Genomic DNA, 19,314 nt, shown 5'->3' on the forward strand with positions numbered 1-19,314 from the left:
TACTGAACAATGTCTATCGAAATCAAAGTGCCGGACATCGGTGCAGATGAAGTTGAAATCACCGAGATCCTGGTGAAGGTTGGCGATAAGGTTGAAGTTGAACAATCGCTGATCACCGTGGAAGGCGACAAAGCCTCCATGGAAGTGCCTTCGCCGCAGGCTGGCGTGGTGAAAGAGATCAAAGTTGCCGTCGGTGATAAAACCGAGACGGGCAAACTGCTGATGATCTTTGAAGCAGAAGGTGCGGCCGCTGCCGCACCAGCCGCCAAGGCAGAAGAAAAACCGGCCGCGGCTCCTGCCGCTGCCGCAGCCAAAGACGTTGAAGTGCCGGACATCGGGGCGGACGAAGTTGAAGTCACCGAGATCCTGGTGAAAGTTGGCGATACCGTGACTGCCGAGCAGTCTCTGATCACCGTAGAAGGCGACAAGGCTTCTATGGAAGTGCCTGCGCCATTCGCCGGTACCGTGAAAGAGATCAAAATCAACACCGGTGACAAAGTGAAAACCGGTTCCCTGATTATGGTCTTCGAAGTGGCTGGCGCGGCTGCTGCCCCTGCTGCTGCGGCTACCCAGGCGGCACCGGCTGCTGCCCCTGCGGCAAGCGCGGCGAAAAACGTCGAAGTGCCAGACATTGGCGGCGACGAAGTAGAAGTGACCGAAGTGATGGTGAAAGTGGGCGATAAAGTTGCCGCTGAGCAGTCACTGATCACCGTTGAAGGTGACAAGGCTTCTATGGAAGTTCCGGCACCGTTCGCGGGCACCGTGAAAGAAATCAAAATCGCTACCGGCGACAAAGTGAAAACCGGTTCTCTGATCATGGTGTTCGAAGTGGAAGGCGCTGCACCAGCACCTGCCGCTGCTCCGGCCCAGAAAGCAGAAGCAGCTCCGGCTCCAGCCAAGCAGGAAGCTAAAGCGGCTGCACCTGCTGCTGGTAAAGGCGAGTTCGCTGAAAACGACGCCTACGTTCACGCTACCCCAGTCATCCGCCGCTTGGCGCGTGAGTTTGGTGTTAACCTGGCGAAAGTGAAGGGCACCGGTCGTAAAGGCCGTATCCTGCGCGAAGACGTTCAGGCTTACGTGAAAGACGCGGTCAAACGCGCCGAAGCCGCTCCTGCCGCTACCGGTGGTGGCCTGCCAGGCATGCTGCCGTGGCCGAAAGTGGACTTCAGCAAGTTTGGTGAGATCGAAGAAGTTGAACTGGGCCGCATCCAGAAAATCTCTGGTGCCAACCTGAGCCGCAACTGGGTGATGATCCCGCACGTGACTCACTTCGACAAGACCGATATCACCGATCTGGAAGCGTTCCGCAAGCAGCAGAACGACGAAGCTGCCAAGCGTAAGCTGGATGTGAAGTTCACCCCGGTGGTGTTCATCATGAAAGCCGTTGCCGCTGCCCTGGAGCAGATGCCACGCTTCAACAGCTCACTGTCCGAAGACGGCCAGAAGCTGACGCTGAAGAAATACATCAACATCGGTGTGGCGGTAGATACGCCAAATGGCCTGGTGGTTCCGGTATTCAAGGATGTGAACAAGAAGAGCATCACTGAGCTGTCCCGTGAACTGATGGCGATCTCCAAAAAAGCGCGTGACGGTAAGTTGACCGCAGGCGAAATGCAGGGCGGTTGCTTCACCATCTCCAGCCTGGGCGGTATCGGGACTACTCACTTCGCGCCGATTGTTAACGCGCCGGAAGTGGCTATCCTGGGTGTCTCCAAGTCTGCGATGGAACCGGTCTGGAACGGTAAAGAGTTCACGCCGCGTCTGATGATGCCAATGTCGCTCTCCTTCGACCACCGGGTGATTGACGGTGCTGACGGTGCGCGCTTTATCACCATCATCAACAACATGCTGGCCGACATTCGCCGTCTGGTGATGTAATGAAAAAAGGGCGCAGCATGCTGCGCCCTTAGTAATTCAGTAGCAGTTTTGTCGGGTTTTGCATGACTCGACAGAATTGTTGGGACACGGGTCACTCGAACACGCTTTGCAGATTATTAACAATTCTGTAAACTGCTCGCGGTGTATGCGTCCCGGTGGATGAAGGGCGTTATGAGATCGACTAGCAATAAAAATGACGTCTGACCCGCCGGACAAAACAATTAAGAGGTCATGATGAGTACTGAAATTAAAACTCAGGTCGTGGTACTTGGGGCGGGCCCTGCAGGTTACTCTGCTGCTTTTCGTTGCGCTGACTTAGGTCTGGAAACCATTCTGGTTGAGCGTTACTCCACTCTGGGTGGTGTTTGCCTGAACGTGGGCTGTATTCCTTCCAAAGCACTGTTACACGTTGCCAAAGTGATCGAAGAAGCCAAAGCGTTGGCCGAACACGGCATCGTTTTCGGCGAGCCGAAAACCGACATCGACAAAGTGCGCGTCTGGAAAGAGAAAGTCATCAATCAGCTGACCGGTGGTCTGGCTGGCATGGCTAAAGGCCGCAAAGTGAAAGTGGTCAACGGCCTGGGTAAATTCACTGGCGCCAACACGCTAGTGGTTGAAGGCGAGAATGGTGCAACCACCATCAACTTCGACAATGCCATCATCGCCGCAGGCTCCCGTCCGATCCAACTGCCATTTATTCCTCATGAAGATCCACGCGTGTGGGATTCCACCGATGCACTGGCGCTGAAAACCGTTCCAGAGCGCATGCTGGTTATGGGCGGCGGTATCATCGGCCTGGAAATGGGCACCGTATACCATGCATTGGGTTCACAGATCGACGTGGTTGAAATGTTCGACCAGGTGATCCCGGCTGCAGATAAAGACGTGGTGAAAGTCTTTACCAAGCGTATCAGCAAGCAGTTCAACCTGATGCTGGAAACCAAAGTGACCGCGGTAGAAGCCAAAGAAGACGGCATCTACGTCACGATGGAAGGTAAAAAAGCCCCTGCAGAACCACAGCGCTACGACGCGGTGCTGGTAGCGATTGGCCGTGTGCCGAACGGTAAACTGCTGGACGCTGGCCAAGCCGGTGTAGAAGTTGACGACCGTGGCTTTATCCACGTCGACAAACAGCTGCGTACCAACGTGCCGCACATCTTCGCGATTGGTGACATCGTCGGTCAACCGATGCTGGCACACAAAGGCGTGCATGAAGGCCACGTAGCTGCCGAAGTTATCGCCGGTATGAAGCACTACTTCGACCCGAAAGTGATCCCATCTATCGCTTACACCGAGCCAGAAGTGGCATGGGTAGGGATGACCGAGAAAGAAGCCAAAGAGAAAGGCATCAGCTACGAAACGTCCACCTTCCCGTGGGCAGCTTCAGGCCGTGCTATCGCTTCTGACTGTGCAGATGGTATGACCAAACTGATCTTCGACAAAGAAACGCACCGTATCATCGGTGGCGCGATTGTCGGCACCAACGGCGGCGAGCTGCTGGGTGAAATCGGTCTGGCGATCGAGATGGGCTGTGATGCGGAAGATATCGCGTTGACTATCCACGCTCACCCAACCCTGCACGAATCCGTAGGCCTGGCAGCAGAGATCTACGAAGGCAGCATCACCGATCTGCCAAACCCGAAAGCCAAGAAGAAGTAATTTCTGCGGTTGATCAGGTTGATAAGCGGCTCCTGTAAAGGGGCCGTTTTTATTTGGTGAGTAGCGGATAAAAGGCCGCTCAAAGAGCGGCCAGTAGCTTACTTGTTCTGGAGTACGACGTTGAAGATCAGTTGGTTGCCGGAAACTGACCAGCCACCTTTACTGACGCCAAACACCGATCCCAGTACAATGAGCAGGATAATGAGTGATCTCCCTTTCATTGCGCGTTCCTTGTGGAACCACGACCACCGCGACTTCACCGGGAAAGCCCCGGTGGAACAAGCACTTGGTAATGCTTGTATCGCAGTAGTTGCAGCACTGTTCTCAAGCCCGATGACCGGCTGCTAAACCGGTAGAACAGACCCAAAATCAGAGTACATAAAACAGCGTTTTTTTGCATCAAATTGGTTGATTTTTTAACCATCTTTACGCAGAATGGTGGAACTTGGTAGTGCTTGTATCGTTCTTTAACGATGTAAAAAATCCGTTCGGTGCCTGCTAACACCGGCGGATACAAAAAAACCGTCTTTATGGCGGTTTTTTTGTGCCCAATGCCCGCCAATTTCCCCCAACTCTATCGATAACCATTGTAAAAGTAGGGATGTTATGTTGTGCTCATTGGGCTGAGATTGCTGTTGTGCCGTAACGAACCCAAGCCCGTCCCGCCTGCTTTGCAGCCGATTACGCTGCGGTCAACGATTCAGCAAAGATTTAATGTTGCTTTTATGTGAACGAATTAACAACCGATTCAAATCCTGATATGCTGGCTGGGCGGAACCGGGCACTGTACCTTACTTACAGTCCAGGATATCGACAGCAGTGCCCCGTCAAATATCGCCGTGCGCTAAACCCGGTTTGAATATAAAACGCCAGGCACAATAAATGACAATGAGAGCGAGGAGAAAGTCGTGCTAGAAGAATACCGTAAGCACGTGGCCGAGCGTGCTGCAGAGGGCATCGTCCCTAAGCCATTAGATGCGACACAAATGGCAGCGCTGGTTGAATCATTAAAAAATCCGCCAAAAGGCGAAGAAGAATTTCTGTTAGACCTGCTGATTAACCGTGTACCACCGGGCGTCGACGAAGCCGCCTATGTCAAAGCAGGTTTTCTGGCAGCCGTTGCCAAAGGCGAAGCCACTTCTCCCCTGGTTACCCCCGAAAAAGCCATTGAACTGCTAGGCACCATGCAGGGCGGTTACAACATTCATCCGCTGATCGACGCGTTGGATAACGAAAAGCTGGCACCGATTGCTGCCAAGGCGCTTTCCCATACGCTGCTGATGTTTGATAACTTCTACGACGTAGAAGAGAAAGCCAAAGCCGGTAACCCACACGCCAAGCAGATCATGCAGTCCTGGGCCGATGCCGAATGGTATCTGTCACGCCCACCGTTAGCGGAAAAGATTACCGTGACCGTGTTCAAAGTGACTGGCGAAACCAACACCGACGATCTGTCACCCGCTCCGGATGCCTGGTCACGTCCAGATATCCCACTGCATGCGCTGGCCATGCTCAAGAGCGAACGTGAAGGTATTTTCCCGGATCAGCCGGGTAGCGTTGGCCCAATCAAGCAGATTGAAGAGCTGAACAAGAAAGGTTTCCCGCTGGCCTACGTCGGTGACGTGGTTGGTACCGGTTCTTCCCGTAAATCTGCTACCAACTCGGTGCTGTGGTTTATGGGCGACGACATCCCCTACGTGCCGAACAAGCGTGGCGGTGGTGTGGTGCTGGGCGGCAAGATTGCGCCAATCTTCTTTAACACTATGGAAGATGCCGGTGCGTTGCCGATCGAAGTGGACGTCTCCAACCTGAACATGGGCGATGTGATCGACATCTTCCCGTATAAAGGCGAAGTGCGTAACCATGAAACCGGCGAACTGGTTGCCAGCTTCGAGCTGAAAACCGATGTGTTGCTGGATGAAGTGCGTGCCGGTGGCCGTATCCCACTGATTATCGGCCGTGGGCTAACCACCAAGGCGCGTGAAGCGCTTGGCCTGCCGCACAGCGAAGTGTTCCGTATTGCCAAGCCGGTAGCGGCTAGCAGCAAGGGCTTCTCGCTGGCGCAGAAAATGGTTGGCCGCGCCTGTGGCGTTGCTGGTGTTCGCCCTGGCGAATACTGCGAACCTAAGATGACCTCGGTAGGTTCGCAAGATACCACCGGCCCGATGACCCGTGACGAGCTGAAAGATCTGGCTTGCCTGGGCTTCTCTGCCGATCTGGTGATGCAGTCATTCTGTCATACCGCCGCCTACCCGAAACCGGTGGACGTCACCACTCATCATACACTGCCAGACTTCATCATGAACCGTGGTGGCGTTTCGCTGCGCCCTGGCGATGGCGTGATCCACTCCTGGCTGAACCGCATGTTACTGCCGGATACCGTGGGTACCGGTGGCGATTCCCACACCCGCTTCCCGATCGGCATTTCCTTCCCGGCAGGTTCTGGTCTGGTGGCCTTTGCTGCCGCTACCGGCGTGATGCCGCTGGATATGCCTGAGTCGGTGCTGGTGCGCTTCAAAGGCAAAATGCAGCCTGGTATCACCCTGCGTGATCTGGTGCATGCTATCCCTTACTACGCGATCCAGCAGGGCCTGTTGACCGTAGAGAAGAAGGGCAAGAAGAATATCTTCTCTGGCCGCATTCTGGAGATCGAAGGTCTGCCGGAGCTGAAGGTCGAGCAGGCATTTGAGCTGACCGATGCCTCGGCAGAGCGTTCCGCCGCCGGTTGCACCATCAAGCTGGATAAGGCACCGATCGCCGAATATCTGGGCTCTAACATCGTGCTGCTGAAGTGGATGATCTCCGAAGGTTATGGCGATCGCCGTACCCTGGAGCGCCGTATTCAGGGGATGGAAAAATGGCTGGCGGATCCGCAGTTGCTGGAAGGCGATGCGGATGCAGAATATGCCGCAGTGATCGAAATCGATCTGGCCGATATCAAGCAGCCAATCCTGTGTGCGCCGAACGATCCGGACGACGCACGCCTGCTGTCTGACGTGGCCAACAGCAAGATCGACGAAGTGTTTATCGGTTCCTGCATGACCAACATCGGCCACTTCCGTGCGGCAGGTAAACTGTTGGATCAGCATAAAGGCCAACTGCCAACTCGCCTGTGGGTGGCTCCGCCAACCAAGATGGACGCAGCGCAACTGACTGAAGAAGGCTACTACAGCGTCTTTGGCAAGAGCGGGGCACGTATCGAGATCCCTGGCTGTTCACTGTGTATGGGTAACCAGGCACGCGTAGCGGACGGTGCGACCGTGGTTTCCACCTCGACTCGTAACTTCCCGAACCGTCTGGGTACCGGAGCCAACGTTTATCTGGCCTCCGCAGAGCTGGCTGCAGTGGCATCATTGCTGGGCCGTCTGCCAACGCCTGATGAGTATCAGACCTATATGGCACAGGTCGACAAGACGGCGGCGGATACCTATCGCTACCTGAACTTCGACCAGTTGACCCAGTACACGGAAAAAGCCGACGGCGTGATCTTCCAAACCGCGGTGTAATTCGGTACTGAGTTAGCATCATCACGGGGAGCCTTTGGGTTCCCCGTTTTTTTGTGATCATCTCGCGCTTTTATTGATATTAACTGATTGATTAGTATTGTTTTGATGAAATCATTACTCTCAGGCTAACAAACCATCCCCCTGCTTGATTGATGGCGCTCTCCTAGACTCTTACTCTAACCGTACTAAACCGAACCAAGTAAACTCAGGAGGTTGAGGTATGTCGCTTCATCAAAGCCCCACGCGCGTTTGGGATACCCGGCGGCAGGAAAAAAAACGCCGTATCGCGAGTGTGCAAGGGCAGTCGCAGGGCAAATTGATCCCCACCGCCGATCTGACCAGCGTGCTGGAAAAACTGCTGGTTTCTGGCGATCGGGTGGTGCTGGAAGGCAATAACCAGAAACAGGCCGATTTTCTCTCCCGTATGCTCGCCGAGGTCAACCCCACCAAGGTTCACGATCTGCATATGATCATGCCAAGCGTTGGCCGCGCCGAGCATCTGGATATTTTTGAAAAGGGTATCGCTCGCAAGCTCGATTTTGCCTTCTCTGGTACCCAGAGCCTGCGCATTTCCCAACTGCTGGAAGATGGGCAGCTCGAAATCGGAGCCATCCACACTTATATAGAACTCTATTCCCGCCTGTATGTGGATCTGGTGCCGAACGTGGCGCTAGTGGCCGGGTTCAAGGCCGATCGTCATGGCAATCTGTACACCGGGCCAAGTACCGAAGATACCCCGGCACTGGTGGAGGCCACCGCGTTTAAAGACGGCATCGTCATCGCTCAGGTCAACGAACTGGTCGACGATGAAACGGATCTGCCAAGAGTTGATATCCCCGGTTCCTGGATCGATTTTGTGGTGGTGGCAGACAAGCCGTTCTTTATTGAACCGCTGTTTACCCGCGATCCGCGTCTGATCAAACCCGTGCATGTGTTGATGGGGATGATGGCGATCAAAGGCATCTACGCCAAACATCAGGTGCAATCGCTGAACCACGGTATCGGTTTTAACACCGCCGCCATCGAGCTGCTGTTACCTACCTACGGTGAGCAGCTGGGCCTGAAAGGTAAAATCTGTAAACACTGGACTCTGAACCCACATCCAACCCTAATCCCGGCGATCGAAAGCGGTTGGGTTGAGACCGTGCACTGCTTTGGCGGTGAGCTGGGGATGGAGAATTACATTGCCGCTCGCCCGGATATTTTCTTTACCGGTAGTGACGGCTCCATGCGCTCCAACCGCGCGTTTTGCCAGATGGCCGGTCAGTACGCCGTAGATATGTTTATCGGCTCCACCTTACAGATCGACGGTATGGCTCACTCTTCTACCGTGACCCGTGGCCGCCTCTCCGGTTTTGGCGGCGCACCGAACATGGGGCACGATCCACACGGTCGTCGCCACGCTACGCCTGCCTGGTTGGATATGATCGAAGAGCCGGATCCATTGGCTCGTGGCCGCAAGCTGGTGGTGCAGATGGTGGAAACCTTCCAGGCGGGAGCCAAACCAACCTTCGTCGAAAAACTCGATGCCGTTGATGTGGCGCAAGAGTCTGGTATGCCGCTGGCACCGGTGATGATTTACGGCGATGACGTGACCCACGTGCTGACCGAAGAGGGCATCGCTTATCTGTATCGTGCACGCTCGTTGGAAGAGCGCCGCGCCATGGTGGCTGCGGTAGCCGGTATCACCGATATCGGGCTGGGTGTGGACGCCAAACGCGTGGCTGAACTGCGCCGTGAAGGCAAAGTGGTGTTCCCGGAAGATCTCGATATTCGCCGCACCGATGCTTCGCGTTCTTTGCTGGCTGCGGGCAGCGTAGCGGATCTGGTCGAGTGGTCCGGCGGCCTGTATAACCCGCCAGCTAAATTCCGGAGCTGGTAATGAAACTTTCCCCCTGTTTAATCGCCTCTGATGCGGATCGGGTTGCCGCACGATTGGCGGAGCTTGCCACGCAGGCGCTAGTGGATGAGGCGCGCCTCAGCCCGAAACCGGGGCTGGTGGATGCCCGGGGCTCCGGTGCGCATCAGGATCTGACGCTGGCGTTGATGGAACGTTCGGCTCACAGCCTGACGCCGGTCTTCCATCGGCTGGCGATTGCCGGGTGGCAGCGTCCGGCAGATAGCGCGTTACGCCAGGAAGTTGGCCGGATTGGTCGGGAAGGTGAACAGCGGATGATGGCAGCCACTGCCGGTGTTAACACGCATCGCGGGGCGATCTGGGCGATGGGCTTGCTGGTGACGGCGGTAGCCATGCAAGGGGGTAACGCAACACCATCCAGCAGCTGCGTATTAGCCGCCCAGTTGGCGCAATTGCCGGACCACGCCAGCCCGAAAGTGTTCAGCAAAGGCTTGCGAGCCACTCAACGCTATCAGGTTCCAGGCGCAAGGGAAGAGGCCCAGCAAGGTTTTCCGCATGTGATGCAACGGGCGCTGCCGCAGCTGTGGCACAGCAGGAGCCAAGGGGCCAGTGAGTCAGCCGCGCAGATCGATGCGCTGATGGCCATCATGACCACCCTGAGCGATACCTGTGTGTTGTCGCGCGGTGGGCTAACGGCGCTGAAAGCGATGCAGCAGGGGGCCGCCGAGGTACTGCATGCCGGAGGATATCAACATCCGGCAGGGCAGGCGGCGTTGGCCAAACTGGAACAACGGCTATTGGCGAGTAACGCTTCACCCGGTGGCGCAGCCGATTTGCTGGCTGCGGCTCTGTTCCTCGATCGGGCTACGGCCCGCTGAATAATCAATCCAGAGGATGTTATGGAACATATCGATTTGAGTTATCCGGCCAGCATTACGCTGCCGGGTAAGGCACTGACCGGAGTCGTGGGCTCCGGTGACATGGAGGCTCTGTTTGAGCCTGCAGCTGACGGTACGCTGACGGTGGCGATCAAAACCTCCGTAGACGGTAGTCGTCAGCGTTGGCAGCACCTGTTTGAACGCTTGGCTTCTTTGCGTGATTTACCTGCAGGACGGTTAGAGATTAACGACTTCGGCGCTACGCCGGGGGTGGCTCGGTTGCGTATCGAACAGGTATTTGAGGAGGCCGCCCATGCGTGATGATCTCAGCTTTATCGAACTCAGCGCCCGGGAGCGCGCTCGTAATCTGCTGGACAGCAGCAGTTTTCGTGAACTATTGGGGCCATTTGAGCGTATTACTTCACCTTGGCTGGAGCCACAAGGCATAGTCACCCAGGCCGATGACGGCATGGTGGTCGCCAAAGGCACCATTGACGGTCAACCGGCAGTGGTAGTGGCGGTAGAAGGGGCGTTTCAGGGCGGCAGTATGGGGGAGGTTTCCGGTGCCAAGATGGCCGCGGCCCTGGAACTGGCAGCAGAAGATAACCGCAACGGCATTGCGACTCAGGCAGTATTGCTGCTGGAAACCGGTGGCGTGCGTTTGCAGGAAGCCAACCTGGGGCTGGCCGCGATCGCGGATATTCATGCGGCGATTGTCGATCTGCGCCGATATACCCCGGTGGTGGGCATTATTGCCGGAACCGTGGGCTGCTTTGGCGGGATGTCGATCGCGGCAGCATTATGCAGCTACCTGATTGTCACCCGTGAAGCGCGCCTGGGCTTAAACGGCCCACAGGTAATTGAACAGGAAGCCGGTATCGAAGAATACGATTCTCGCGATCGGCCTTTTATCTGGAGCATGACCGGTGGCGATGTGCGCTATCGCAGCGGCTTTGTCGATGAAGAAGTCCCTGATGCGTTACATGCGGTCAAGGCTGCGATGACAGGTTGCCTGCAACGCGGCGTGCCTGCTCAGCACCGTTCCGACAATTATCACTACTACTTGCCGAAACTGTCGCAATTCGACACCCGCCAGCAGGCGGACTCGGCGGTCATTGCTCAACTGTTTGCTGCGGAGGATCGGGTATGAGTACGTCATCATCAAGCCGTGGAGAATATTGGTTCTCTTTGCTGACGGCAGGTGCCGAGCAGCGCCAGGGGCAGTGCGCCTCGATCCGAGTCGCGGACGCTGAACTAGAGGGCCAACCGGTACGTTTTATCGCCGTGGTGCCGGATGCAAATAACCATTACCCACGCGCCGCACGCGGTGAAGTAGGTTTGCTGGAAGGTTGGACGTTAGCCCAGGTAGTCAGTGAAGCGGTCGCGGCCGACGTTGGTAAAGCACAAAAGCGCGCTATCGTGGCGGTGATCGATGTGCCGAGCCAGGCCTACGGGCGTCGGGAAGAGGCCTTTGGTATTCATCAGGCGTTGGCCGGTGCGGCCGGGGCTTATGCCAAGGCTCGGCTGGCCGGTCACCCGGTGATTGGTTTGATCGTCGGGAAAGCCATGTCCGGCGCGTTTCTGGCGCACGGCTATCAGGCCAACCGCTTGATCGCCTTCAACGATGCTGGCGTGATGATCCATGCGATGGGCAAAGAGTCTGCGGCGCGCATCACGTTACGCTCCGTAGAGGCGCTGGAGAAGCTGGCAGCAACCATTCCACCGATGGCCTATGACATCGAGCATTACAGCTCGCTGGGCCTGCTGGAACAGTTACTGGATATCCGTGACCCGCTGCAGGCCAGTGAGCAGGAGCTTAATCTGGTACGCCACTCGGTGGTCCAGGCGATTGCTAAAACACGCAGTGAAGGCGTTGGTTTAACTAACCGCCTGGGGGCAGACAACCGCCATAGCTCTTCGCTGGTGCGTGAACGTATGCGCGCAGAGTGGTAATGCCACGCTAGCCATTTTTACGTCAGAGTTCAGGAACAAAATACTACCCGCCGGGAGGGCGCATGTGATGCGTTCCGACCCGGCATAAAGCTTCACCTGCATATAACAATATAACTAACACCATCGCACCTGATCTGACTGATTTTTTCTTTTTAACAGGTGATTTATGACATACGTAATTATTCATGCCTTGGCACCGATTTTTGTCATTATGCTGCTGGGCTTTTTTGCCGGTAAGGCAAAAATGGTCGATAACCAGAACGTTTCATTACTCAACATCTTCGTGATGGATTTTGCCCTGCCGGCGGCCCTGTTCGGTGCCACCGTACAAACGCCTTGGGCGGGGATCGTTGAACAGTCGCCGCTGATCGTGGTGTTGGTGCTGGCGATGTGGATCACCTATGCGGCGATCTATTTTACCTGCACCGGGATCTTCCATAAGTCTCCGCAGGATGCCGCGGTGCTGACGCTCACCGTGGCGTTGCCCAACTATGCTGCGCTGGGCCTGCCGATCCTCGGTAGCGTGCTGGGGGAAACGCCGGGAACCTCGTTGTCTGTGGCGGTGGCTATCGCCTGTGGTTCGGTACTGATGACACCGTTCTGCCTGCTGATCCTTGAGCGTGAGAAGGCCCGTACAGCCGGTGGGGTTCAGGGTTCCAGCCTGGGCATGTTGCCGGTGCTGATGTGGCGCTCGGTAAAAAAACCGATCGTCTGGGGGCCGCTGCTTGGGGTGGTGCTGTCGGCGATAGGCGTTCATATGCCTGAAATGGTGCTGGCCGCGATCAAACCGCTTGGCCTGTCGGCTACGGCGACGGCGCTGTTCCTGACCGGCGTGATCCTATCTGCCCGTAAGTTGCAGATCAACGGCCCGGTACTGCTGTCGAGCGTAACCAAACTGCTGATCCAACCGTTTATTGCCTGGGGGCTGGTGCTGGCATTGGGCCTGCACGGTAGCGTGGCTATCACCGCTATTTTGATGATCGCCCTTTCTGCCGGTTTCTTCGGTATCGTCTTTGGTAACCGTTTTGGCGTGCAGTCGCCGGATGCCGAAGCCACGTTACTGATCAGTTCCGTGTTGTGTATCATTACCTTACCGCTGTTTATCACTCTGACCTCAGGGATGTAACTGGAGCAACCGATGATTCGCCCGCATGACCTGATTTGGATTAGTGACCGTTCTGCCCTCAGCGCCGACCAGGCGTTGCCGGAGTGGGTGAGCCAGCAGTGGCGCACCTCATTACCGCTGGTGGTGCGGCGCGATGTTCAGGGTAACGGGCGGATCCCGGTGGGGATCCGGGGTATGAAACGCAGCCAGCGCGCCGCAGCTTGGGTTAACGAAGAGGCTATCCGGCGCATAGTGACTCCGGAGTCTTTGGTGAGTGAACCCTTGGCATTGCTGCACTCGAGCTTTGTTTCCCAGCCTCCGGTGCAGGCGCTCATCATGCTGGCTCAGCGGCCTTGGCCGTGGGGCTGGGGCGTGACCGGCAGCTGTGGTTATGCGCTGGCGACCGAAATCCCGGTGATGCATGCCGACAGCGATCTGGATCTGCTGGTTCGCTGCCCGCAGCCTGCCAGCCTTGATGAGTTGCAGCGGCTGGTGCAGTGGTTGCAGGCGCTGCCTTGCCGCGCCGATGCCCAGATAGAAACACCGCTCGGCGGCTTTGCCCTGAGCGAATGGCTGCGGGATGGACGAGCGATGCTGAAAACCGCTGAGGGGCCGTTGGTGACGACGGATCCATGGGCCAGCTCTCAGGAGATCTGATGAAGATTTTATTTACCTTTCCCGGTCAGGGACCGCAGGTGCCTCAAATGCTGCACCAACTGCCGGCCAATGAAACAACCCAGCGGTTGTTAAGCGAGGCTTGCGCTGTTCTTGACCAGGACGTATTGGCATTGGACAGCGCCGAAGCCTTACAGAAAACCCGGGCAGTGCAGCTTTGCCTGCTGATAGCCGGCGTGGCCTACGCGCGGGAATTACAGCAGCACGGGGTCGAGGCTGACTTTGTCAGTGGGTTATCCATCGGCGCTTTTCCGGCCGCAGTGATCGCTGGGGCTTTGGCATTTCCCGATGCCGTCCGGCTGGTGGCGTTACGCGGCCAGCTAATGGAGGAGGCTTACCCTGCGGGATATGGCCTGGCGGCGATTGTTGGCTTGCCGTTACGCCAGGTGGAAACGCTGATAGCAGAGGTCAACAGCGCTGAGCTACCGGTCTATCTGGCCAATATCAATGCCGAAGACCAATTGGTTATCGCGGGCAGCGAAGCCGCAATGGTGCAGGTCATGGCGTTGGCGAAAACCGCCGGTGCGGCGAAAACCCAGCGTTTGGCGGTGAGCGTCCCTTCCCACTGTGCCCTGTTGGCACAACCGGCGGAAAAGCTGGCGCAGGCCATGAAGCAGGTAACCATCAATCGGCCACAGGTTGCGTATCTCAGCGGCAGTAGTGGGCGCGTGTTATGGCAGCCGGAGCGGATTGCTGACGATCTGGCCTTCAATATGGCCCGCACCGTGCGCTGGCATGAGGCGATGGTGGCGGCCTACGAACGGGAAGTCCGTCTGGCGATCGAAATGCCGCCGGGCGCGGTATTAACCGGCTTGACCAAAAAAGTGATGGAGCAGGGGGAAGCGCTGTCCCGTTGCCAACTGGGGCTGAACGCGGTCTGCGGCATTGTGGCCAAATATCGGCGCGATTAAACCGGCCCTTCACCGCGTGCGTACATACGGCCTTCCGCCGTCAACGCCAGCAGGTTCGGATCCTGCTGCTGGTTACGGTTGAACACCAGCGCAATGGTTTGGCGCATTTGGTACTGTTCGCACAGCGGCAGTAATTTCAACGTGTGTTCATACATCTTCTTCATTCGCCCTGGCACCAGCGTGTAGCCCACCCCGGCCTGCACCAGACTGAGCATTGAGAAAATATCATTCACCCGGGTGACGATTTCCGGTTCAAAACCGGCAATCTGAAACGCTTCGCTAAAGCCGTGATAAGTGGCGAAGCCTTCGGTCAGGGAGACAAACTTCTGGCTGCGAAAGTCTTGCAGGTCTGCAGTGCCATCGCTGTTTAGCGCCGAGGCTGCCGGTGCGGCAAGATAGATATCATCCTCAAACAGTGGCAGGATCTCAAAGCGCAGCGGATCGATTTGGCTGTCCGAAACCGAAATCAGGATGGCATCCAGCAATTGGTTCCCCAACTGGGCCAGCAGATCCTCATTCGATCCCATCGTCAGGCTGATCTCCATGGCCGGGCGGCGTACCTTCAGCCCCATGATCAACCGTGGAATGGTTTCCAGCGTCAGTGAGTAGAGCGTGCCGATACGCATGCGTTGCTGGCCAAACCCCGCCTTTAGCCGAGTTTCTTCGATGCCTTTGTAGGTGAGATCCACGATATCGCGGGCGTATTCTGCCAGCGTTTGCGCAGCGGGCAGGGGCAGCAGGTTACGCCCTTTATGAATAAACAGCGGGCAGCGAAAACCCTCTTCCAGAGTATGTAATGCACGATGCACGCTAACGCTGCTCAAGCCAAGCTGTTCTGCGGCTCGGCCGATGTTTTCCTTCTCCATAAACGCCAGAAAGATTTCCAATTTTTTCAGGGTGATTTCGCTGTCGATCATCGGCTCAGGCTTGGGTAAGGGCTAATGAGAGCCATGATAACAACAATTGCCCGTCCATAGCAGGCACAGAGAGCCTTCCCAAGCCCAAGGATAAACCGTTATATTGCGCCGCAGTTTATTTGGCCCAATCGATCAACTTTGCGAGCGCCCACTGAGATAGTGGCGAATTAAGGGTTACACTTATAAAAAAGCTCAGGAGGGCATGCTATGGATTACGAATTTCTGCGTGACGTAACCGGTCAGGTGGTGGTCAGATTTTCGATGGGGCATGAGGCCATCGGCCATTGGATTAATGAAGAGCTCAACGGTGATTTTAACCTGCTGGACCGTATTGAAGCCGGTGCGGCAGGGGTCAAGGGCAGTGAGCGTCAGTGGCAGTTGGAAGGCCATGAATACACGTTGCTGATGGACGGTGAAGAGGTGATGATCCGCGCCAACCAGTTGGAGTTCGAAGGCGACGAGATGGAGGAGGGGATGAACTACTACGACGAAGAGAGCCTCTCTTTCTGCGGTATCGAAGACTTCCTGACGGTGCTGAAAGCCTACCGCTCGTTTATGCTCAACTACTGATTATCCAGACGGGGGCAGGATGCTGCTCCCCTTGTGAGTCCCAGGTGGCCGATTCTCGGCCGCCTTTTCTCCCTTCTGTAATGATTAAATAAAATCAAATAATCATGTCACTGATTTTTTAATCTGCGACACAGCGCCGATTTTTTCTTTTTTGATTTTATATAATCATTTTGATTAAAATAAATCACAATGACGAGGGTAGGATGAAAATTAAGGCGACAATAGAGAAAATCCCTGGGGGGATGATGGTCGTCCCGCTGGTGCTTGGCGCAATGATCAACACCTTTGCTCCACAGGCGCTGGATATTGGCGGCTTCACCACGGCACTGTTCAAAAACGGTGCGGCTCCACTGATTGGTGCTTTCCTGCTGTGTATGGGGGCCGGTATCAGCTTCAAGGCGGCTCCGCAGGCACTGTTGCAGGGCGGCACCATTACCTTGACCAAACTGCTGGTTGCCATGGCCCTGGGGCTAGGCGTTGAGCATCTGTTTGGGGCGGAAGGTATTTTTGGCCTGACCGGCGTGGCGATCATTGCCGCAATGAGCAACTCCAACGGTGGCCTGTATGCGGCGTTGGTCGGCGAGTTTGGTAATGAGCGGGACGTCGGGGCGATTTCGATCCTATCCCTGAATGACGGGCCGTTCTTCACCATGATCGCGCTGGGTGCGGCAGGTATGGCGAATATCCCATTGATGGCGTTGGTGGCGGTGTTGGTTCCCCTGCTGGTAGGGATGATGTTGGGTAATCTGGATCATCAGATGCGTGACTTCCTCACCAAGGGGGGCCCAATCCTGATCCCATTCTTTGCCTTCGCGCTCGGTGCTGGCATCAATCTGGAAATGTTACTGCAAGGCGGTATGGCTGGGGTTCTGCTCGGCGTGTTGACCACTTTTGTCGGCGGTTTCTTTAATATTCGCGCCGATCGACTGGTGGGGGGCTCAGGTATCGCCGGTGCGGCAGCATCGAGCACTGCCGGAAATGCGGTGGCGACGCCATTGGCGATTGCCCAGGCGGATCCTTCGTTAGCTAGCGTCGCGGCGGCTGCGGCCCCGTTGATTGCCGCTTCGGTGATCACCACCGCCATACTGACCCCGATTCTCAGTTCTTGGGTGGCGAAGCGTAATGCCGCTAAGGGCGTAGCGCTGAAGGAGACAGCATGAAGATGATCGTGATTGCCGATGATTTTACCGGAGCTAACGATACCGGCGTGCAATTGGCAAAAAAGGGCGCGCGTACCGACGTGGTGCTCAACGAACTACCGCAGTCTACCCGGCGTACGGATGTGCTGGTGATCAATACTGAAAGCCGGGCGTTATCTCCTGCAATGGCCAGCGCCAAGGTAAGTGAAGCCTTGCGGGCTTATTGCCAGAGCGATACCCCGCCCTTGGTGTATAAAAAAATCGACTCGACCTTTCGCGGTAACGTGGGAGCAGAGATCGAGGCGGCGATGGTCGCCAGCGGTGCGCAGTTGGCTATCGTGGCCGCAGCCATCCCCGCAGCAGGTCGGGTAACGCTCAATGGCGAATGCCGGGTTCACGGCGTGCCGTTGGTGGAGACCGAGTTCGCCAGCGATCCGAAAACGCCGATCGTGTCTTCTCATATCAAGACCTTGATTGGCTTGCAGACGGCCTACCCGATCCATGAGTTGAATTTACAGGTAGTACGCAGTGGCGAGCTAGGCCGCGAGTTGCCGCTCCTGAGCCGCAACGGGCCAGCGATTGTGGTAGTGGATGCCGAAACGGATGGCGATCTGGCGCAGTTGGCACAGGCAATTCAGCAACTCGGCTGCCGTTATCTGCTGGTAGGTGCTGCCGGATTGGCAAATGCATTGCCAGCCAGCAGCTATCTGGCCGCTCGCCAGCGTCTGCCCGTGCTGGTGGTTGCCGGTTCGATGAGTGAAGCCACCCGGCAGCAGATTGTGTTTGCCGCAGAAGAGAAGTCACTGGGTATTTTAGATATTGATGTCGAAGCCTTGTTGCAACCGCACAGCCAGTCTGCGGTAGACGAAATTATCCGCCAGGCAGCCAGCGTCCTGCGGGATAGGCAGCACTGTGTACTGCGCACCTGCAGAGATGCCGATGCTCGCCAGATGATCGATACGCTTTGTGAAAAGCATGATCTTTCGCGCCAGCAGTTGGGGGACAAAATCAGCCAGACATTAGGCTCCATCACCTTGGCGATTATCAATCAGGCTCAGATTGGTGGCTTGTTCCTGACCGGCGGTGACATCGCCATTGCGGTTGCGAGAGCGCTGGGTGCGGAAGGTTACCGTATCACCAGTGAGGTTGTTCCTTGTGTGCCCTGTGGCACGTTCGTCAACAGCGAGATCGACGATCTGCCAGTGATCACCAAGGCCGGAGGATTTGGCGGCGCTTCAACGCTGCGGGATGCACTTTATTTTATTGAGGAGATGTACAGTGGCAAATAACACGATTGCGGTCACCATGGGCGATCCGGCAGGCATTGGGCCAGAGATTATCATTAAGGCGCTGTCTGAAGGTGAGTTGGCGGGAACGCCAGCGGTCGTGGTGGGCTGTCTGCAAACGTTGCAACGTATTCAGGCATTGGGGATCGTGCCAAAGGTCGAGTTGAGGCCGATCCAGCAGGTTTCGGAGGCACGCTTCGCGCCCGGTATTATCAACGTGATTGATGAACCGCTAGAGGACCCCGCAGCGCTGACACCAGGGAAAGTGCAGGCACAAGCGGGCGATCTGGCTTACCGATGCGTAAAGCGTGCCACCGAACTGGCCATGGCAGGTGAGGTAATGGCCATCGCCACGGCGCCGCTGAATAAAGAGGCGCTGCATCTGGCCGGGCATCTGTATCCAGGCCATACGGAGTTGTTGGCAAAACTGACCCACAGTCGGGATTATGCGATGGTGTTGTACACCGATAAGCTGAAGGTGATCCATGTTTCCACCCACATCGCCCTGCGCAAGTTCCTTGATACGCTGAATGCCGAGCGGATCGAAACGGTGGTGACGATGGCGGATACCTTCCTCAAGCGCGTCGGTTTTAAACATCCAAGGATCGCGGTCGCGGGCGTTAACCCCCACGCGGGTGAACATGGTCTGTTTGGCGATGAAGAGATCAACATCGTCAGCCCGGCGATTGCGGCAGTAAAACAGCTTGGGATCGATGTCTCAGGCCCGTGCCCACCGGATACCGTCTTCCTGCAGGCTTATGAAGGCCAGTACGATATGGTGGTCGCCATGTATCACGATCAGGGGCATATCCCCCTCAAGCTGCTGGGCTTCTACGATGGGGTTAACATCACGGCGGGTCTGCCGTTTATCCGAACTTCTGCCGACCACGGCACCGCGTTTGATATTGCCTGGACAGGTAAAGCCAAGTCTGAGAGCATGGCGATCTCGATTAAATTAGCCACTCAGTTGGCGTGATAC

17 protein-coding genes are annotated in these 19,314 nt (G+C 56.3%); 15 read left to right on the forward strand and 2 right to left on the reverse strand.

What is annotated here, in order from left to right; all coding sequences use genetic code 11:
* Window positions 1-9 precede the first annotated feature (9 nt).
* Both aceF and lpdA read left to right on the forward strand, forming a co-directional pair.
* Complete coding sequence (gene aceF / locus ACKWMY_RS02720) at window positions 10-1,878, forward strand: pyruvate dehydrogenase complex dihydrolipoyllysine-residue acetyltransferase (protein ID WP_261160260.1); 1,869 nt, start codon at window positions 10-12, stop codon at window positions 1,876-1,878.
* A 234-nt stretch (window positions 1,879-2,112) separates the two neighbouring features.
* Window positions 2,113-3,537 carry a dihydrolipoyl dehydrogenase gene (gene lpdA / locus ACKWMY_RS02725; RefSeq protein WP_021806270.1) on the forward strand — a complete coding sequence of 475 codons (1,425 nt, stop codon included), beginning with the start codon at window positions 2,113-2,115 and terminating at the stop codon, window positions 3,535-3,537.
* Window positions 3,538-3,635: 98 nt separating this feature from the next.
* Here the strand turns inward: lpdA and ACKWMY_RS02730 are convergent, their stop codons facing one another.
* On the reverse strand, window positions 3,636-3,758 hold the full coding sequence (locus ACKWMY_RS02730) for a hypothetical protein (protein ID WP_255518680.1): 123 nt from the start codon (window positions 3,756-3,758) through the stop codon (window positions 3,636-3,638).
* A gap of 687 nt (window positions 3,759-4,445) precedes the next feature.
* Between ACKWMY_RS02730 and acnB the strand changes: the two genes are divergently transcribed.
* From acnB to mdcH, 9 genes are all read left to right on the forward strand, one after another.
* Window positions 4,446-7,043, forward strand: coding sequence for a bifunctional aconitate hydratase 2/2-methylisocitrate dehydratase (acnB, locus tag ACKWMY_RS02735; RefSeq protein ID WP_409485847.1), 2,598 nt, complete (start codon window positions 4,446-4,448; stop codon window positions 7,041-7,043).
* Window positions 7,044-7,263: 220 nt separating this feature from the next.
* Window positions 7,264-8,925 carry a malonate decarboxylase subunit alpha gene (gene mdcA, locus ACKWMY_RS02740; RefSeq protein WP_409485848.1) on the forward strand — a complete coding sequence of 554 codons (1,662 nt, stop codon included), beginning with the start codon at window positions 7,264-7,266 and terminating at the stop codon, window positions 8,923-8,925.
* Window positions 8,925-9,779 carry a triphosphoribosyl-dephospho-CoA synthase gene (locus ACKWMY_RS02745; protein ID WP_409485849.1) on the forward strand — a complete coding sequence of 285 codons (855 nt, stop codon included), beginning with the start codon at window positions 8,925-8,927 and terminating at the stop codon, window positions 9,777-9,779. Before mdcA ends, ACKWMY_RS02745 begins: the two co-directional genes overlap by 1 nt.
* A 21-nt stretch (window positions 9,780-9,800) precedes the next feature.
* The gene (locus ACKWMY_RS02750) at window positions 9,801-10,100 is read left to right on the forward strand and encodes a malonate decarboxylase subunit delta (RefSeq protein ID WP_021806268.1); all 300 of its coding nucleotides are present in this window, start codon (window positions 9,801-9,803) and stop codon (window positions 10,098-10,100) included.
* Window positions 10,093-10,929 (forward strand): biotin-independent malonate decarboxylase subunit beta, encoded by an 837-nt coding sequence (locus ACKWMY_RS02755; protein WP_409485850.1) that lies wholly within the window; start codon window positions 10,093-10,095, stop codon window positions 10,927-10,929. Before ACKWMY_RS02750 ends, ACKWMY_RS02755 begins: the two co-directional genes overlap by 8 nt.
* On the forward strand, window positions 10,926-11,732 hold the full coding sequence (gene mdcE, locus ACKWMY_RS02760) for a biotin-independent malonate decarboxylase subunit gamma (protein ID WP_024528336.1): 807 nt from the start codon (window positions 10,926-10,928) through the stop codon (window positions 11,730-11,732). The genes ACKWMY_RS02755 and mdcE overlap by 4 nt, the downstream gene beginning before the upstream one ends.
* Window positions 11,733-11,898: 166 nt before the next feature.
* On the forward strand, window positions 11,899-12,858 hold the full coding sequence (locus tag ACKWMY_RS02765) for an AEC family transporter (protein WP_024528335.1): 960 nt from the start codon (window positions 11,899-11,901) through the stop codon (window positions 12,856-12,858).
* Between the two features lie 12 nt (window positions 12,859-12,870).
* On the forward strand, window positions 12,871-13,494 hold the full coding sequence (locus tag ACKWMY_RS02770) for a malonate decarboxylase holo-ACP synthase (protein ID WP_261160264.1): 624 nt from the start codon (window positions 12,871-12,873) through the stop codon (window positions 13,492-13,494).
* Window positions 13,494-14,423, forward strand: coding sequence for a malonate decarboxylase subunit epsilon (mdcH, locus tag ACKWMY_RS02775; RefSeq protein ID WP_409485851.1), 930 nt, complete (start codon window positions 13,494-13,496; stop codon window positions 14,421-14,423). Before ACKWMY_RS02770 ends, mdcH begins: the two co-directional genes overlap by 1 nt.
* On the opposite strand, the gene ACKWMY_RS02780 is transcribed toward mdcH, so the two are convergent.
* Window positions 14,420-15,340, reverse strand: coding sequence for a LysR family transcriptional regulator (locus ACKWMY_RS02780; RefSeq protein WP_024528332.1), 921 nt, complete (start codon window positions 15,338-15,340; stop codon window positions 14,420-14,422). The genes mdcH and ACKWMY_RS02780 overlap by 4 nt on opposite strands.
* 207 nt (window positions 15,341-15,547) lie before the next feature.
* Between ACKWMY_RS02780 and yacL the strand changes: the two genes are divergently transcribed.
* The 4 genes from yacL (at window position 15,548) to ACKWMY_RS02800 (ending at window position 19,311) form a co-directional block, all read left to right on the forward strand.
* Window positions 15,548-15,910, forward strand: coding sequence for a protein YacL (gene yacL, locus ACKWMY_RS02785; RefSeq protein WP_021179705.1), 363 nt, complete (start codon window positions 15,548-15,550; stop codon window positions 15,908-15,910).
* Window positions 15,911-16,113: 203 nt separating this feature from the next.
* Complete coding sequence (locus ACKWMY_RS02790) at window positions 16,114-17,070, forward strand: 2-keto-3-deoxygluconate permease 1 (protein WP_065684536.1); 957 nt, start codon at window positions 16,114-16,116, stop codon at window positions 17,068-17,070.
* Window positions 17,067-18,338, forward strand: a complete 1,272-nt coding sequence (dtnK, locus tag ACKWMY_RS02795; protein ID WP_409485852.1) for a D-threonate kinase — start codon at window positions 17,067-17,069, stop codon at window positions 18,336-18,338. The genes ACKWMY_RS02790 and dtnK overlap by 4 nt, the downstream gene beginning before the upstream one ends.
* Complete coding sequence (locus tag ACKWMY_RS02800) at window positions 18,298-19,311, forward strand: D-threonate 4-phosphate dehydrogenase (RefSeq protein WP_051372329.1); 1,014 nt, start codon at window positions 18,298-18,300, stop codon at window positions 19,309-19,311. The genes dtnK and ACKWMY_RS02800 overlap by 41 nt, the downstream gene beginning before the upstream one ends.
* The last annotated feature ends 3 nt before the right edge of the window (window positions 19,312-19,314 follow it).

The sequence above is a fragment of the Serratia sp. J2 genome, from assembly GCF_046269175.1.
GTDB classification, from domain to species: domain Bacteria; phylum Pseudomonadota; class Gammaproteobacteria; order Enterobacterales; family Enterobacteriaceae; genus Chania; species Chania fonticola_C.

What these genes read in the sequence shown, in the direction of transcription:
- aceF (WP_261160260.1), top strand. Translation starts at nt 10, where the DNA reads ATGTCTATCGAAATCAAAGTGCCGGACATCGGTGCAGATGAAGTTGAA.
- lpdA (WP_021806270.1), top strand. Translation starts at nt 2,113, where the DNA reads ATGAGTACTGAAATTAAAACTCAGGTCGTGGTACTTGGGGCGGGCCCT.
- ACKWMY_RS02730 (WP_255518680.1), bottom strand. Translation starts at nt 3,758, where the DNA reads ATGAAAGGGAGATCACTCATTATCCTGCTCATTGTACTGGGATCGGTG.
- mdcA (WP_409485848.1), top strand. Translation starts at nt 7,264, where the DNA reads ATGTCGCTTCATCAAAGCCCCACGCGCGTTTGGGATACCCGGCGGCAG.
- ACKWMY_RS02745 (WP_409485849.1), top strand. Translation starts at nt 8,925, where the DNA reads ATGAAACTTTCCCCCTGTTTAATCGCCTCTGATGCGGATCGGGTTGCC.
- ACKWMY_RS02750 (WP_021806268.1), top strand. Translation starts at nt 9,801, where the DNA reads ATGGAACATATCGATTTGAGTTATCCGGCCAGCATTACGCTGCCGGGT.
- ACKWMY_RS02755 (WP_409485850.1), top strand. Translation starts at nt 10,093, where the DNA reads ATGCGTGATGATCTCAGCTTTATCGAACTCAGCGCCCGGGAGCGCGCT.
- mdcE (WP_024528336.1), top strand. Translation starts at nt 10,926, where the DNA reads ATGAGTACGTCATCATCAAGCCGTGGAGAATATTGGTTCTCTTTGCTG.
- ACKWMY_RS02765 (WP_024528335.1), top strand. Translation starts at nt 11,899, where the DNA reads ATGACATACGTAATTATTCATGCCTTGGCACCGATTTTTGTCATTATG.
- ACKWMY_RS02770 (WP_261160264.1), top strand. Translation starts at nt 12,871, where the DNA reads ATGATTCGCCCGCATGACCTGATTTGGATTAGTGACCGTTCTGCCCTC.
- mdcH (WP_409485851.1), top strand. Translation starts at nt 13,494, where the DNA reads ATGAAGATTTTATTTACCTTTCCCGGTCAGGGACCGCAGGTGCCTCAA.
- ACKWMY_RS02780 (WP_024528332.1), bottom strand. Translation starts at nt 15,340, where the DNA reads ATGATCGACAGCGAAATCACCCTGAAAAAATTGGAAATCTTTCTGGCG.
- yacL (WP_021179705.1), top strand. Translation starts at nt 15,548, where the DNA reads ATGGATTACGAATTTCTGCGTGACGTAACCGGTCAGGTGGTGGTCAGA.
- ACKWMY_RS02790 (WP_065684536.1), top strand. Translation starts at nt 16,114, where the DNA reads ATGAAAATTAAGGCGACAATAGAGAAAATCCCTGGGGGGATGATGGTC.
- dtnK (WP_409485852.1), top strand. Translation starts at nt 17,067, where the DNA reads ATGAAGATGATCGTGATTGCCGATGATTTTACCGGAGCTAACGATACC.
- ACKWMY_RS02800 (WP_051372329.1), top strand. Translation starts at nt 18,298, where the DNA reads ATGCACTTTATTTTATTGAGGAGATGTACAGTGGCAAATAACACGATT.